This is a genomic window from Micromonospora sp. WMMA1976 (assembly GCF_027497335.1).
GTDB classification, from domain to species: Bacteria; Actinomycetota; Actinomycetes; order Mycobacteriales; family Micromonosporaceae; genus Micromonospora; species Micromonospora aurantiaca.
The window spans coordinates 6055292-6070772 of the sequence record NZ_CP114912.1; the positions used below are offsets into that span (position 1 = coordinate 6055292).

The window sequence follows — 15481 nt, forward strand, 5'->3', positions numbered from 1 at the left end:
CACCGATGGGCAGAGTCGTCGTCGCCGACGCCGATCCGGCGACGCTTGGTTTCAGCACCGCGCATTCCGACCGGTACGTCTACTCCAACTACTTCGTACCGGTCCGGCTCACGTTCGGCGGTGGCGAGACGCCCATCCTGCCGTTCTACGTCAAGCAGGCGCTGATCGAGGCGATCCGCTACGGCGGGCTCGACGGCGACCGGCTGCCGCACCTGCTCAAGGAACTCGGCCTCTACGACCTGTGGAAGGCCAACGACATGGACGCCGCCACCGAGGCGCTGCCGGGCGCCGACTCGGGCATGTCGTACCGGGAGCCGCCGGCGCGGCGCCAGACGCTGCTCGGCGACCAGCAGGCGGAGTTCCTCGCCGGCCTGCTCCAGTCCGACGTGGGCATCGCGTTCCTCGACCGCACCCGGATCCGGCCGGTGGGCTTCGCGCTCGGCGAGCACGTCTACGCGCTGGCGCTCGCCCCCGGTGAGGAGGCGGTGCTGGAGCAGCGCACCTACACCAAGCGCGAGCTGACCCTGGAGGAGCAGAACGAGTCGGAACAGCAGACCGATGTCGAGCTGACCAGTGCGCTCACCACCGAGCTCCAGGAGGGCTTCGAGCGGCAGAAGTCGCTCACCGACACCTGGGGGCTCAACGCGAGCCACACCGGCCAGTACACCAGCCCGACCGGCATCTGGGGCACCTTCAACGCCAGCCACACGATCGGCTTCGCCAGCAGCGTCACCGCGGCGAGCCAGGAGACGAGCCGCCGTGCCGTGAAGGACAGCCGGACCGCCACCTCGAAGGTCGCGGCGCGCTACCGCACCCAGCACAAGACCGACTTCAAGCTGGTCACCGAGACCGGCGCGGAGTCGTCCTCGAAGCGCACCGTCCGCAACCCGAACCGGGCCACGCCGATCACGCTGCACTACTTCAAGGTGCTGCAACGGCTGGAGCTGGCCCACGAGCGGTACGGGGCACGGGTCTGCTGGGCCCCCACGATCAAGGATCCGGCGTTCGCCTTCGCCCAGAAGATCGTCGACGGACGGCAGCGGATCCGCGACAACGCGGTCGCCGCGCTGCCCCCGATGCCGGTGAAGCCGGAGCGCCCGCCGCGTGGCGCGCCCGCCGCGGTGGAGACGCGCGTCGTGTACTCCCCCGTGGTCACGCTCGACAAGTGGGGATTCACCGGCGACATGAGCGCCGACTACGACGTCGACGTCGCGTTCGAGGCCGGCTGGGAGTGGGACGGCGACGTCGACACGATCCGGCAGAACCTCACGCTGATCACCCGCCGTCCGCCGGACGCGATCGCCGCCCGGGTGGTGGGCGTGCCGGTGGTCACCGAGGCGGACGGCCGGCCGGTGCTCCGCGTACGCGTGCACGTCGGCGCCCGGAGCTGGCTGGCGGGTCCGGGTGCCGACGTGCAGCTCGCCGCCGGGTTCCGGCGTACCCCGACGGTGGTGGACCAGACCGCCGACGACGCGGCGTACAACGCGCTCGTCGCGGGTCACCTGACCGATCTCAAGGAGTGGCAGGACCGGCGCGACGAGGCGCTGGCCGCGGCAGAGGCGGCCGGGGACGAGTTCGAGGCGCGGCTGCGGGCCGGTTTCTCGCCGGTGAACGAGATGGTCTCGCAGATCGTGGAGACGCACTTCCCGGCCAGCGTGCGGGACGAGGCGTGGGAGATCGACTTCTGGCACCGCGTCTTCGACTGGGAGCGCGCGTCGTTCGTGGCGTACCCCGGCTGGTGGTCCGGCGGCGACGCCCGCGCCCCGGAGCGCGACCCCGGCGACTTCGTCAACGCCAGCTGGGCGAAGCTCTACCTGCCGGTACGGGCCGGGATGGAGCTGACCGCGCTGCGGTGGATCTTCGGCAAGGTGGTGGCGACGCGCCTGGCACCGGCGGTGGAGCGGGAGCTGGAGGCGTTCGTGGACGAGCTGACGACGTACCGGACCGGCCACCTCGGCTCCGGCGACGAGATGCCCGAGCTGACCACCGAGTGCCAGGACGTGCCCGAGCGGGTGTACTGCCTGGCGAAGTGGACCGAGCTGATGCCCACCGACGGCACCCACCTGGAGGTGGTGCAGGGCGTCACGACAGCGGCCGACGCGGTGACCGCCAAGGAGATCAGCGACGCGGAGGCGCTGCGGGCGGCGCTGCTCGACGGCGAGGTGCAGACCAACCGGCTCCGGACCAAGGCGTACGACCAGATGACCGAGCCGGCCGACGTCGACATCCGCCTCGGCACGCCGTCCGGGAGCGGCCCGGCCGTCTGAGCCGCTCGTCCACCCCGGTCCCTCGGCTGACCAGGGGATCGGGGTGGACGATTTCTGCAAAAGTCTGGACTTTTGATTCGTAGCCTAGATCGGTAAAAAGGCGCATAATTGATCCCTTACGGTCGCTCCCCCGGGCGACGACGACGCCGGCCGGCGAACCGTCCAGAGATTCACCTTCGCGCCGATGGGTCCATTGTGCTGGATCCCCCGGAGCTAATAGTGTGCCGTCGCTGCTGTGCTCGACGGGCGCATACACGAACCTAAGGAAAAGTCATGACAACCGTCCCCATGCGCCAGGAAGAGCCCCCGGTGTCGCTGGGCAGGGTCCGCGCGGAGCCCCTCGACCGGCTCTCCGCAGCGGACATATCCCCGATAGTGCGCCGGGTGATGGCGGCTCATCTCGACAAGACCCGGGTCCCCGCGGCGAAGTTCGGCTCGTTCATCTGATCTGCGATGTCCCCCGGGCCGGCCCGCGCGGCGCTCACCGAGTTCGTCCTGAAGGTGCACGCCAGGTGTGACCTGGCGTGCGACCACTGCTACGTCTACGAACACGCCGACCAGAGCTGGCGCCGCCGCCCGGTGCGGATGACGCCGGACGTGCTCCGGGCCGCGGCCGGACGGATCGCCGAGCATGCCGCCGCCCACCGGCTGCCGGACGTCACTGTCGTCCTGCACGGCGGTGAGCCGCTGCTCCTCGGCCCCGAACGACTGGGTCAGGTGCTCGCCGACCTGCGGCGTGTCATCGGCCCGGTCACCCGGCTGCGGATCGGCATGCAGACGAACGGCGTACTGCTCTCCGAACGGTTCTGCGACCTGCTCGCCGACCACGACGTCGCGGTCGGCGTGTCGCTCGACGGCGACCGGGCCGCCAACGACCGGCACCGGCGCTTCCGGTCCGGCGCCGGCAGCTACGACCAGGTGCTGCGCGCGCTCGCGCTGCTGCGCCGCCCGGCGTACCGGGGGATCTACGCCGGCCTGCTGTGCACGGTGGACGTGCGCAACGACCCGATAGCGGTCTACGAATCGTTGCTCGCCCAGGAACCACCACGAATCGACTTCCTGCTCCCGCACGCCACCTGGGACGACCCACCGTGGCGGCCGGCCGGCGGCGGCACCGCGTACGCGGGGTGGTTGCGCACCGTCTACGACCGCTGGCGGGCGGACGGCCGGCCGGTCGCCGTCCGCCTCTTCGACTCGCTGCTGTCCACCGCCGTGGGCGGACCCAGCGGCACCGAGTGGCTCGGTCTCGATCCGGTCGACCTGGCGGTGATCGAGACGGACGGCGAGTGGGAGCAGGCGGACTCGCTCAAGACCGCGTACGACGGCGCGCCGGCCACCGGTATGACCGTCTTCTCGCACGCGGCCGACGACGTGGCGGCCAGCCCGCTCCTGGCCCGCCGCCGCTCCGGCCGGGCCGGTCTCAGCGACGAGTGCCGGCGGTGTCCGGTGGTCGACCAGTGCGGCGGCGGACTGTTCGCCCACCGGTACGGCGCCGGGCACTTCGACCATCCGAGTGTCTACTGCGCCGATCTGAAAGAGCTGATCGTGCACGTGAACGAGAACCCACCGGCACCCGTCCGGCTCGACGCCGGCCTGCCCGACGACTTCCTCGACCGCCTCGCGGCGCCGACCGGCGACCGGGTCGCCATCGCCTGGCTCGTGGAGGCACAGATCGCCATCGTCCGCGCGCTGCTCGCCGAGGTGGCCGACCGGCTGCCGGCCGGCGGGGCCGGAGCCGACGGCTGGGCGGCGCTGGCCGCGCTCGACCGTGGTGCGCCGGATTCCGTGGCCCGGATCGCGGCCCACCCGTACGTGCGGGCGTGGGCTGTCGACTGCCTCGCCGGCACCGGCACCGGCGCCCGGCAGGGGCCGGACTACCTGAGCGCGCTCGCGGCCGCCGCCGCGCTCGACGCCGGCACCCCGGTACGTCTCGACGTGCCGGTGCGGCACGGCCGCCTGCACCTGCCGACGGTGGGCACCGTCCTGCTGCCCGAGGTGGGCGACGGCACCGCGCGGGTCGAGACCGGCCCGGGCTCGCTGCGGGTGACCGCCGGAGACGTGAACGTGGCGATCCGCACCGGTACGCCCGGGGACGCGCCCCGGTGGTGGCCCACCCGCGTGCTCGCCGCCGCGGACGTGAGCGTCCTGCTGGAGGACGGCGATCCGCACCGCGACTGCCACCGGCTGCCCGCCGGCGACCGGCTCGACGACGCGGGCGCCGCGCGCTGGGCCGAGACGTTCGCGGCGGCGTGGCAGGTGATCCGGGACGAGGTGCCGGGCCACGCCGAGGAGCTACGTACCGGGCTGCGGGCCGTGGTCCCGTTGCGGCGCAGCGGCGCGGGTGTCAGCGAGGCGTCGACCGCGCGGCAGGCGTTCGGCGGCGTCGCGGCCACGGAGACCGACGCGGGCTCGCTCGCGGTGCTGCTCGTGCACGAGTTCCAGCACAGCAAGATGAACGCGCTGCTGGACGTCTGCGACCTGGTCGACGGCACCCGCCCGATCGACATCACAGTGGGCTGGCGGCCCGACCCGCGGCCCGCCGAGGCCGTCCTGCACGGCATCTACGCGCACGTGGCGGTGGCCGACATCTGGCGGATCCGGGCCGACCGTCAGGTCGACGGCGCGCAGGCGGTCTACCGCCGGTACCGCGACTGGACGGCCGAGGCGATCGGCGCGCTGCAACGGGCGGACGCGCTCACCCCGGCCGGTTCGCGGCTGGTCCGGCAGGTCGCCCGCTCGATGTCCGGGTGGCCGTCGTGACCACCGCCGTCCCGCCCGCGTACCGGGTCGACACGCTCACCGCCGACCTGCGCGCGCTCGGGCTCGGCCCCGGCGACGTGGTGCTCGTGCACTGCTCCCTGCGCGCGCTCGGACCGGTCGACGGCGGGCCGGCCACGCTGGCCGGCGCCCTGCGGGCCGCCGTCGGCCCGTCCGGCACCGTCGTGGTCCCGGCGCAGACCCCTGACAACTCGGTGAGCAGCCCGGCGTACCACGCCGCGACCGCCGGGCTCACCGACGAGGAACGTCTGGCGTACGAGGAACGGATGCCCGGCTTCGACCCGGCCGTCACGCCGTCGTTCGGGGTCGGCGCGTTCGCCGAGCACGTACGCCGGCTGCCCGGCGCGGTCCGCAGCCGGCACCCGCAGACGTCGTTCAGCGCGTGGGGGCCGCGGGCGGCGGAGCTGATGCGCGTCCACGACCTCGACTCCCATCTCGGGGAGCGGTCCCCGCTCGCCGCCCTGGAGGCGGCCGGCGCCCGGACGCTGCTGCTCGGTGTCGGTTATGCGACATGCACCGCGCTGCACCTCGCCGAGTACCGGCTGCGGCGCCCGCCGCCGCGTCGTCCGTACCGCTGCTACGTGCTGCGCGACGGCCGCCGGGAACGGCTCGACTTCGAGGCTCCGCACCTGGATGCGGCCCCTTTTCCGGCGATCGGCGCGGAACTCGACCGGGCGGCGTTCACCCGGCGCGGGACGGTCGGTGACGCACCGGCCCGGCTGCTGCCGATATCCGACGCGGTCGGCGCCGCCGTCACGTGGATGGACGCCCACATCGGACGGTGAGGGCCTGGTAACCCGGGCGCAACCTCTCTACCCTGATCGATAGACGCCGCATCGTGTCGACTGGGGAGCAGCGCGTGATCATTACCGGTTGGGGGTCAGACACTCGTCCCGTGGAACGGTCGTGTCGTCGTGACCTCTGAGCGGCCCACGCTGCCGGGCCCGCCCTATTTCTTCCTCAGCTATGTCCCCCCGCCGACACACAACGACCGCACCCCGGGCGACCACTGGGTCCGCCGCTTCTACCACGATCTCAACCTGGCGATCGACGGCCGGCCCGGCGACCGGGTACGCCGGCAGGGCTTCGCCGACTTCATGGTGCGGCCGCCGGAGGCCCGGACGGAACGAAAACGCACCGCGCTGGCCGAGGCGGAGGTGTTCGTCCCGCTGTACTCGCCGGACTACCTCAACCGGGACGACTCGCGCCGGGAACGGGAGTGGTTCCGGCAACGGCTGATCCGGGCCGGTCGCCCGCCGGACGGCGACAACATCCTGCCGGTCCTGTGGATCCCGTCGCCCGCCGCGCTCCACGCGCCGGACCAGGCCCGGGCCGTGGCGATGGCCGCCGACGTGGACGTGTACGCCGCGAACGGCATGAGCGCGCTCTGCCGGCTCCAGAAGTTCCAGGACGCCTACAAGGAGGTGCTGGGCCGCCTGGCGCAGCACATCGTCGACACCGCCGAGCAGACGCCGCTGCAACCGGCCGAGCCGCCGACCGGTCCGACCGACCTGCCGTCGTCCCCGACCAGCGAGGTGCCGTTCCGGGCGGTGGTGATCGCACCCGACCAGCCGGCCGACCCGGGGCGGCTCAACGGCCGGTCCGACACCCACGCCGGCCGGTGGCGCCCGTTCCGCGGCCGGCCACCGGTGATCGAGGACGTGACCGACGCGGTGCAGCGACTGCGGATGCCGATCGACGTCCGCGACTTCGTCCCCGACGCCGGACTGTTCCGGTCCTGTCCGGGCGTACTCATGATCGATCCTCTGGTGGTCGAGACGCCGGACGGCGCGGAGGCCGTCCAGGCGGCCGTCGACTGCCTGCACGGCTGGGTGGGGGTCGTGCTGATCAGCGAGGACGCCCACCACGCCCACCGCTCGCACGCGGCCGGGTTGCTCGACCGGGCGGTGAGCATGCTCTCCGCCACCACACGCCCGCTGAAGATAACCACGTGGGACGACTGGCGGACCGAGATCCACGATCTGGTCCGCCGGATGCGACGCCGCTACCTGGAGGCGGGACCGACCTACCCGCCACCGGGACCGCCCATCAACAAGCCCCGGCTCTGGGAGAACCCGCCGTCCGACGAGGGAGTGGACACATGACCCGACGTGAGGGACAGGTCGTCACCTTCTACTCCTACAAGGGCGGCACCGGCCGGACGATGGCGCTGGCGAACGTCGCCTGGATCCTCGCCGCCAACGGCAAGCGGGTGCTCGCCGTCGACTGGGACCTGGAGTCCCCCGGCCTGTCGCGCTTCTTCGCGCCGTTCATCGACCGGGACGCGCTGGAGAGCACCGGCGGGGTGATCGACCTGATCCGGGAGTACGAGTGGGCGACCACCACCAAGCAGGACAAGGGCGACGACCGCTGGCACGAGCAGTACGCCCGGGTGCACAAGTACTCGTTCTCGCTGAACTGGTCCAACTTCCCCGGTGACGGGACGCTTGACTTCCTCGGCGCGGGCCAGCAGAACAACGACTACGCGGGCGCGCTCGCCGGGATGAACTGGGACGAGTTCTACGAGCGGCAGGGCGGCGGCTACTTCTTCGACGCGCTGCGCGCCGACATGAAGCGCAACTACGACTACGTGCTGATCGACAGCCGCACCGGGTTCTCCGACGTCGCCGACATCTGCACCATCCAGTTGCCGGACGTGCTTGTCACCTGCTTCACCCTCAGCGAGCAGGGCATCACCGGCGCGGCGAAGGTCGCGCGGCTGGTCGAGCACCGGTACGGGTCGCGGCGGATCCGGGTGCTGCCGGTGCCGATGCGCATCGACCCGGCGGAGAAGGTGAAGGCGGACACCGGGCGGGCGGTGGCGCGGCAGCGCTTCAGCGGTCTGCCCAGCGCCATGAGCGAGGCCGAACGGGACCGGTACTGGGCCCGAATGCAGGTGCCCTACCAGGCGTTCTACGCGTACGAGGAACTGCTCGCCACGTTCGCCGACCAACCAGGCGTCAACGGGTCGCTGCTGTCCGCGTACGAGCTGCTGGCCCGGGAGATCACCCGGGGTGAGGTGGAGTCGCTGCCGCCGATGAGCAGCGCGATCCGCGAGCGGGTCAACGCGCGGTTCACCCGTACCTCCAACTCGGTGGAGAACGAGATCATGCTCCGGCACGCCCCGTACGACCGGGTGTGGGCGGAGTGGATCGGGCACCTGCTGGTCTCGGCGGACGTCCGGGTGACCGACCCGTGGTTCACCGACGACGAGGCGCCCCGGACGGCCCGGGAGCTGATCATCGTCTCCGAGGCGAACGCCAACGAGGAGGCGGTGCTCGCCGCGCCGGACCGTTCGCCCGACCAGGTGCCGCTCGTCGTCTACGTGGCGGACGTGCGGCGCCTGGCGAACGTGCCGGCCGCGCACACCGTCTCGGTCGCCGGGTTGGAGGCGCGGACCGCCGCCGCGCGGATCCTGCGCCTGGTCGGCCGCGAGGGTGTGCCCGCGGACCTGGAACTGCCTACCGGTCCCCGGTTCCCCGGCCGGGACAACACGGTGTTCGAGGTGCCGGGCCGCAACAAGCGCTTCACCGGCCGCGAGGCGGACCTGCGCGAGCTGAGGACGCTGCTGCGCAGCAGCCCGAAGGTGGTGCTCTCCGGCACCGGGCCGGTGGCGTTGCAGGGCATGGGCGGCATCGGCAAGAGCCAGCTCGCGCTGGAGTACGCCCACCGCTACCGGGCCGCGTACGACATGGTGTGGTGGATCGACGCCGACCAGGTGCCGTTCATCGAGTCCGCCATCGGTGACCTCGCACCCTACCTGGGCGTGCCGTCGTCGGAATCGAACCGGGAGAACGCCCGGCTGGTGCTCCAGGCGCTGCGCCGCACCGACCTCCGGTGGCTGCTGATCATGGACAACGCCGACGAGGTCGACGGCGTCCTGCCGTACGTGCCGGACGGCAAGGGCCACGTCGTCATCACGTCCCGGAACCTGCAGTGGGTCGAGCGGGCCACCACGATCCCGGTCGACGTGTTCAAGCGCGCGGAGAGCATCCAGCACCTCACCGAGCGGGTGCCGACGATGCGCGTCGACCAGGCCGACCGGATCGCCGCCCTGCTGGGCGACCTGCCCATCGCGGTGACCGCCGCCGCGGCGTGGCTGGCCGACACCGGCCACTCGGTCGACAGCTACCTCACCGAGATCGCCAAGTTCGGGCCGGGCGCGGTGATGGAACCGAACAGCAACGTCTCGGTGGAGGCCACCTGGGAGCTGTCGCTCAACCACCTGCGGACCCGGAACCCGGCGGCCTACCGGGTGCTGCAACTGTGCTCGGTGTTCGCGCCGGAGATCTCCGCCGACCTGGTCTACAGCGACGAGTTCGCCGAGGCGCTGGTGCCGTTCCACCCGCAGGCGAAGGAACGGCTGGTCCGCCAGCAACTGGTGCAGCAGGCCAACCGGCTCGCCCTGGTCCGGGTCGACCTGCGGGCCGAGAGCCCGTCCGGCGGCGAGCGGGGCCGGGGCGGCCTGGTGCTCATGCACCGCCTGCTCCAGCACGCCGTCCGGTCCCGGATGACCGAGGAGGAACTCGACGAGGCGCGCCGCCAGGTCCACCTCGTGCTCGCCGCCGCCCGTCCCGAGGGCGAGGTGGACGACCCCGACGGCTGGCCCCGGTTCCGGGTCATCTGGCCGCACCTGGAGGCGTCGAAGGCGCCGCTTAGCCACCGGGTGGAGGTGCGGGCGCTGATGATCGACCGGGTCCGCTACCTCCAGTTGCGCGGCGACCTGGAGACCGGCCGGCGGCTCGGTGAGGAGGTCGCGCAGACCTGGGAGCAGATGCTCGCCGAGGAGACCGACGCACGGGCGCGCGACGACCTGCGCCGGCAGTTGCTGCACCTGCAGTTCAACCTCGCCAACATCCTCGCCTTCCTCGGGCAGTTCACCGAGTCCCGGGCGCTGGACGAGGAGGTCCTCGCGGCCCAGCGGGAACTGCTCGGCGAGGACCACCCGCACACCCTGATGACCGCCGGCGGGCTCGCACGCGACCTGCGCGGCATGGGCAAGTACAACGAGGCGCTGCGCCTGGACGAGATCACGTTCAACGCGTGGAAGCGGAACTTCACCGAGGAGCACCCGCGCACCCTCGTCGCGCTGAACAACCTCGCCACCACCCAGCGCCTGATGGGCGACTTCCGGGAGGCCCGCAAGAACGACGAGATGGTGCTGGCCGGGCGCCGCGCGATCCTCGGCGAGGACCACCCGGACACGCTCGCCTCGTCCGCGTACGTGGGCATCGACATGCGCGACGCCGGCGACTACGAGCAGTCCATCGCCCGGCTCCGCGGCGTCCACCGGGACCTGCTGCGCACGGCCGGTGCCGAGCACCTGATGACCCTGCGCGCGCAGACCAACCTGGCGGTGTCGCTGCGCTCGGCGGGGCACGCGGTCGAGGCGGGCAAGCTCCTCGAAGCGGCGTACGAGCTGCTGAACGAGCGGTTCGGGCCGGACAACCCGGAGACGCTGACCTGTCGGCTGAGCCTGTCCGTCAACCTGCTCACCGTCGACCTGTTCCAGCGGGCCAGCCGGGAACTGACCGAAGTGCACCGCGTCTACCAGAACAACCTCGGCCCGGGGCACCCGCTGACGCTCGTCTGCTTGGTCAACCTCGCCATGGTGGCCCGCCGCGCCCGGGACTTCGCCGAGGCCCGGCAGCTCGCCGGCCAGTCCGCCGACGCGCTCGCCGACGTGCTGGGCGACGAACACCCGTACCCCCTCTCGGGGTGGATGAACCAGGCCATCTGCATCGCCGAGCAGCCCGACCCGCCGGAAGGCCGGGAGGCGGCGGACCTGGAGGCGCTGGCGCTGTTGCGACGTGCCCACGACGGCCTGGACCGGATGCTCGGCCGCGACCACCCGAACACACTGCGCTGCCGGGCGAACCTCCTGGTGATGCAGGAGCGGGTGGAGGGCGGTCGGCGGGCGGAGCTGGAGGCGGTCACCCGCGAACTGACCTACCGGCTGGGCGAGAGCCACCCGGCGGTCGAAACCCTCCGGGAGAACCGGTTGCAGCGGCGCATCATCGACCCGCATCCGATCTGACGGTGGCCCGCTCCACCGGATCGGCCAGCCAGGCGAGGATCTCCGGCAGCACCTCCACCGCGCCGAAGTGCGCGCTGCGCGGCTGCACGTGCAACTGCGCGCCGGGGATCTGTTCGGCCAGCCAGCGGGTGTGGCTGGCCGGGGCGAAGTTGTCGTCCGCGCCGTGCCAGAGACGTACCGGCATCCGGATGTCCGGGAGCGTGACGCCCCAGTCGGCGCGCAATGCCAGCACGTCGTCGATCCAGCCGTGCGGCCCCTGGCGCAGCGCCTCGGCATAGGCGTCGGTGAGCTGCCGGCGGATCGGCACCCCGGCCACCACCCGGCGGTCGGCCTCGGTCATCTGCCCGACCAGCAGCGCCAGCAGCGAGCCCGGGTCGTCCATCGTGCGCTCGGCCCGCAGCCGCAACTGCTCGGCGAGCATCGGCACGTCGTGCTCGGCGGCGCCGTAGTCGCGCACGTTGGCGTCGGTCATGCCGCCGAACCAGTCCAGCCCGGTCGCGCCGGCCGGGGCGAGGCCGACCAGGACCGCGGTCCGCCGTACCCGGTCCGGCAGCAGCGCGGCGCAGGCCAGGGCGTGCGGACCGCCGCCGGAGCGCCCCACCACCGAGAACCCGTCCAGGCCCAGGTCGTCGGCGATGGCCGCGACGTCCGCCGCGGCGTCCGCGACGCGGCGGCCGGGCAGCCGGCTGGAGCCGCCGTAACCCGGCCGGTCGTACGAGATGAGCCGTACACCGAGCCGGTACAGCACGATGGACCGTGGTCGTGGACCGTTGCGGCTGCCGGGTGTGCCGTGCATGAGGAACACGGGCCAGCCGCGTTCCGCCCCGGCGATGTCGACCGCCAGGTTCCTCCTTCCCGTCCGGACGATGTGCTCTCGGTGCCTGGGCGAGTGTGCCAATCGGGGCCTCCGGACGGGTGGTGGCGGTACGGGGTCACACCGCGGCGCGCAGCGTGTCGAGGGCTGACGCCAGCGAGACCTCGGCGGGCACCCGGTCGTGGGCCCGCAGGTAGTCCACGAGCAGCCGGCACAGGCTCGCCTCGTCGAGGAACTCGTCCGGCAGCCGGTGCGCGAGCAGGGCGTGCATCGTCTTCGGCGGGATCTTCGGCCAGGCCAGGTCGGCGTACTCGTCCAACGCCATCAGCAGCCACAGCGCGGTGCGGTTGTCGACCCGCGCGGCGGCGAACTGCTCGGCCATCTCGGCCGACACCACGCCGTCCTCCAGCGGCAGCTCCGCGAGCCGGTCCTCGATGTCGGCGAGCACCCGCCGGACCCGGGGCACGTACCGCTGCGGCAGCCGGTGCAGCCCGTGCCGCAGGATGAGGGCGTGCAGCACCGCGTGGTCGTCGGTCGTGCCGAGCGAGTCGACCAGCTCCGGGAACTCGTCGATCAGGTACGGGCACGAGATGATCAGCTCGGGTGGCGCGGTGGGCGAGTCGGGCAGCCGGCTCAGCGCCACCCGGGTCAGTCCGCACACCACCTCGCGGGGCAACTGCGCGCCGTCCTCGGCGAGGCATTCCAGCAGGACCGTGGCGCTCGTGCTGGACACCGCCTCCGGTGACTCGACGGCACGCGCCCACAGCCGCCGGTAGCTGCGCTCGTCGTACAGGATGAGCTGGTGCAGCGACGGCACCGGCCAGCGGCGGGTGGCGAGCGACACCAGGTCGGCGTGGAACCGGCCGGCCTCGAAACTGTCCGGCTGCTGGCCGCGCCACGTCCGCGCGCCCGCCTGCAACTGGCCGTAGGTGGTGATGTCGCCGAGCAGCCGCGCCTCCTCGGCGGCCACGTTCACCGTCTCCCCCCGGCGTTCGCGCCGCCGCTCGGCGATGATCCGGCCGTCGGCGTCCCGGTTCAGCCAACTGATCATCGCGAGCTGGCCCTTCTCGTCCAGCCCCGCCCGCCACAGCCGGACCGTGGACACCCAGGTCGCCTCGTCCATCAGGTCGGTGTGGCGTACGCCGTCGGGTGACACCAGCGCGGCGAGCGCGACCAGGTTCGCGGTGTACGCGGCGAGCAGCCGCACCGGGTCGTACGGCGCCGGCCGGTAGCCGTCCACGCCGGCCAGGTCGGTCCGCTGCCGGGCCTCGGCCAGCAGGCCGGCGATGGTCTCCACGATCGCGTCCCGCTCCTGCGGATGGCGGGAGCTGAGATCCCGCGCGAACTCGACCAGCGCCTCCCGCTTGACCAGCGGCTGGTGGGAGAGCAGCGCCCGGAACTGACCGGTGTCCAGCTGATAGCCGAAGCCGGCCGGGCTGCGGGTGTGCCGGCGCAGCTCGGCCAGGCTCCGCAGCGCCCCTACGACGTACTCGGCGATCAGGAAGTCCCCGATCGTGGTGTGCAGGAACTCGTACGTGCGCCGGGCGTCCTCACCCTGCACGTCGTCCGGGCCGTACACCACGAAGAACGCGGCGGTGACAAGCTGCTCCGGGCCGAGCACGTCGCCGAGTTCGAACCGGGAGCCGTCACCGCTGCGGGAGCCGAAGCAGTCCAGGTCGAGGCGGAGCGCGGCCCGGTTCACCAGTTCCCGGTTGCGGTTGAACATGGCGAACGCGGTGATCGCCAGGTCGCGCCGGAGCTGGTGCTCGCGGGCCTCCCGCTCGTGGTGCGCGAGCGCGGTCGGCGCCTTCTCGCTGACCTGCCGCCTGATGAACGCGGTCAGCAGGCCGGTGAACAGGTCGGACCGGGAGATGGCGGCGCCGGGACGACGGTCGGCCCAGTGCTCGTTGTAGTAGATCGCGAGCAGCGTGAGCAGCAGCGGCTGGCGGGCCAGCTCGCCGTGCGACAGCAGTTCCCGGGCGGACAGCCGGCGGTAGCCGGGCCGGTCCTCGTTCGCCGCGTTGACGGCGGCCAGCCAGGCGGTCACCTGGGCGTCGGTCAGGTCTTCCAGCCGGACCAGCACGGTGCCCTGCGGCACGCTGGCGCGGTCCATCACCAGGATCCGGGACGTGATGATCGGAATGATCGAGTAGCCCAGGTCCCACTGGGCCTCCTGGAACTCGGCCACCCGGTCGATGTACTGCGAGTGGGCGGTGCCGGTGACCTGGACGAGTTCGTCGAACCCGTCGAAGATCACCACGACGGTGGTGTGCTGGGTGGCCCGGCGCAGGTCCGCCCAGCGGATGCGCTCGTCCATCACCTGCTCGATCGCGGCCTCGATCTGCTCGGTCGGCGACGTGTCCCCGGACATCCGGCGCAGCGGCACCACTATCGCGGTGAACCGGCTCGCCGGCAGCCGGGCCGCGATCACCCGGGTCAGCAGCGTCTTGCCGGCGCCCGGCTGGCCTAGGAGCAGCAGCGGACGGTGCAGGCTCGCCGGGTCGGTCAGGTACCGGGAGAGGAACCCGACGAGGTCACCCCGGCGCGGCTGGTCGTCCCACCATGCCTCCCGCTCGGGTGACGTGTGCTTGCCGTACTCGGCGGCCCGGAAGTCGGGGCTGATGAAGCCGCTGTCGACGTTCGGCAGCCGCAGGTGGAAGTCGACGTCCTTGATCCGCAGCAGCGGCTGCCGGAACACCGCCGCGAGCGAGCCGGTGAGCCGGTCGAGGGTCTCGCGGAGCAGGTCGGGCCGGTCGGCGGCGACCGGCCCGGACAGCTCGGCGAGGTTGCGGTAGAGCTCCGCCAGTGCGTCCAGCCGGGCCGAGACCTCGGTGGTAAGCGTGCGGTTGTCGATCAGGTTGTGCTCGATCGCCTGGCGCATCATGCGGAACCCGAACTCGGGGAGGTCCGTGGCGAGCCGGTCGAAGCGGTCCTGGTAGTGCGACATGGCCCGGGTCACCACGCGGGAACGCAGCGACGTGAGGTCGAGCCCGCGCCGCACCGACGGCCAGGCGGCCAGGCCCTCGCAGAACGCGATGGTGGCGTCGTAGAGCCGGACGTACGCGACCTCGACGTCCCGGCGGGTGTCGTCCATGCCGTACACCGAGGAGGGCAACGGGAAGTAGCCGCCGTCGATCTCCTGCGGAAGCGTGTGGTGCCGCCGCTCGGCCGACACCATGCCGACCTTTTCCTCGTCGGTCAGTTCCAGCCTGTCGAAACCCGGCCCGACCTCGTCCCGGAAACCGTCGAAGAACGCGGAGAGCGCCAGCACGGTGTGGCTGGCCTCCAGCAGCTCGTAATACGATTTTCCGCCGGTTGTCCGGATGCGGCCGGCCTGGTTTCCGGTGGCGTCCCGGACGAGCTGCACGAGTGCGTTCTTCGGGCCGAGCAACGCGAGCGCCGTACCGTGGGAGAGGGCCCCAGCGCCCAGGATCCCCGCGCTGACGACCTTGTCGGTCTCGGTGATGCGCGTGCTGCCCGGGGCCAGCAGTCGTAACGCATCTCGATAGCTGAGGCTCGAACGGCGCGGCATGCCGCCCCTTCCGCTGCTGGCGATCGGATTCTTCAAGGATAGAAACTTCAGTG

The 15481-nt window shown here is 72.2% G+C and carries 8 protein-coding genes; 6 read left to right on the plus strand and 2 right to left on the minus strand.

What is annotated here, in order from left to right:
• Window positions 1–5: 5 nt before the first annotated feature.
• From O7546_RS27965 to fxsT, 6 genes are all read left to right on the plus strand, one after another.
• Window positions 6–2267, plus strand: a complete 2262-nt coding sequence (locus tag O7546_RS27965; protein WP_281600222.1) for a hypothetical protein — start codon at window positions 6–8, stop codon at window positions 2265–2267.
• Window positions 2268–2540: 273 nt separating this feature from the next.
• Window positions 2541–2714: a hypothetical protein gene (locus tag O7546_RS27970; RefSeq protein ID WP_194800416.1), complete on the plus strand. Its 174-nt coding sequence runs from the start codon at window positions 2541–2543 to the stop codon at window positions 2712–2714.
• A 6-nt stretch (window positions 2715–2720) separates the two neighbouring features.
• The gene (locus tag O7546_RS27975; RefSeq protein ID WP_281600223.1) at window positions 2721–5027 is read left to right on the plus strand and encodes an FxsB family cyclophane-forming radical SAM/SPASM peptide maturase; all 2307 of its coding nucleotides are present in this window, start codon (window positions 2721–2723) and stop codon (window positions 5025–5027) included.
• Complete coding sequence (locus O7546_RS27980; protein ID WP_194800414.1) at window positions 5024–5830, plus strand: AAC(3) family N-acetyltransferase; 807 nt, start codon at window positions 5024–5026, stop codon at window positions 5828–5830. The genes O7546_RS27975 and O7546_RS27980 overlap by 4 nt, the downstream gene beginning before the upstream one ends.
• Before the next feature lie 129 nt (window positions 5831–5959).
• A complete protein-coding gene (locus O7546_RS27985; protein WP_194800413.1) occupies window positions 5960–7150 on the plus strand; it encodes a TIR-like protein FxsC in 1191 nt (396 codons plus the stop codon).
• Window positions 7147–11082 carry an FxSxx-COOH system tetratricopeptide repeat protein gene (fxsT, locus tag O7546_RS27990; protein WP_194800412.1) on the plus strand — a complete coding sequence of 1312 codons (3936 nt, stop codon included), beginning with the start codon at window positions 7147–7149 and terminating at the stop codon, window positions 11080–11082. Before O7546_RS27985 ends, fxsT begins: the two co-directional genes overlap by 4 nt.
• On the opposite strand, the gene O7546_RS27995 is transcribed toward fxsT, so the two are convergent.
• A complete protein-coding gene (locus O7546_RS27995) occupies window positions 11060–11980 on the minus strand; it encodes an alpha/beta hydrolase (protein ID WP_194800411.1) in 921 nt (306 codons plus the stop codon). The two genes, fxsT and O7546_RS27995, sit on opposite strands and share 23 nt — an antisense overlap.
• Before the next feature lie 34 nt (window positions 11981–12014).
• Complete coding sequence (locus O7546_RS28000; protein WP_281600225.1) at window positions 12015–15428, minus strand: AAA family ATPase; 3414 nt, start codon at window positions 15426–15428, stop codon at window positions 12015–12017.
• Between the last annotated feature and the right edge of the window lie 53 nt (window positions 15429–15481).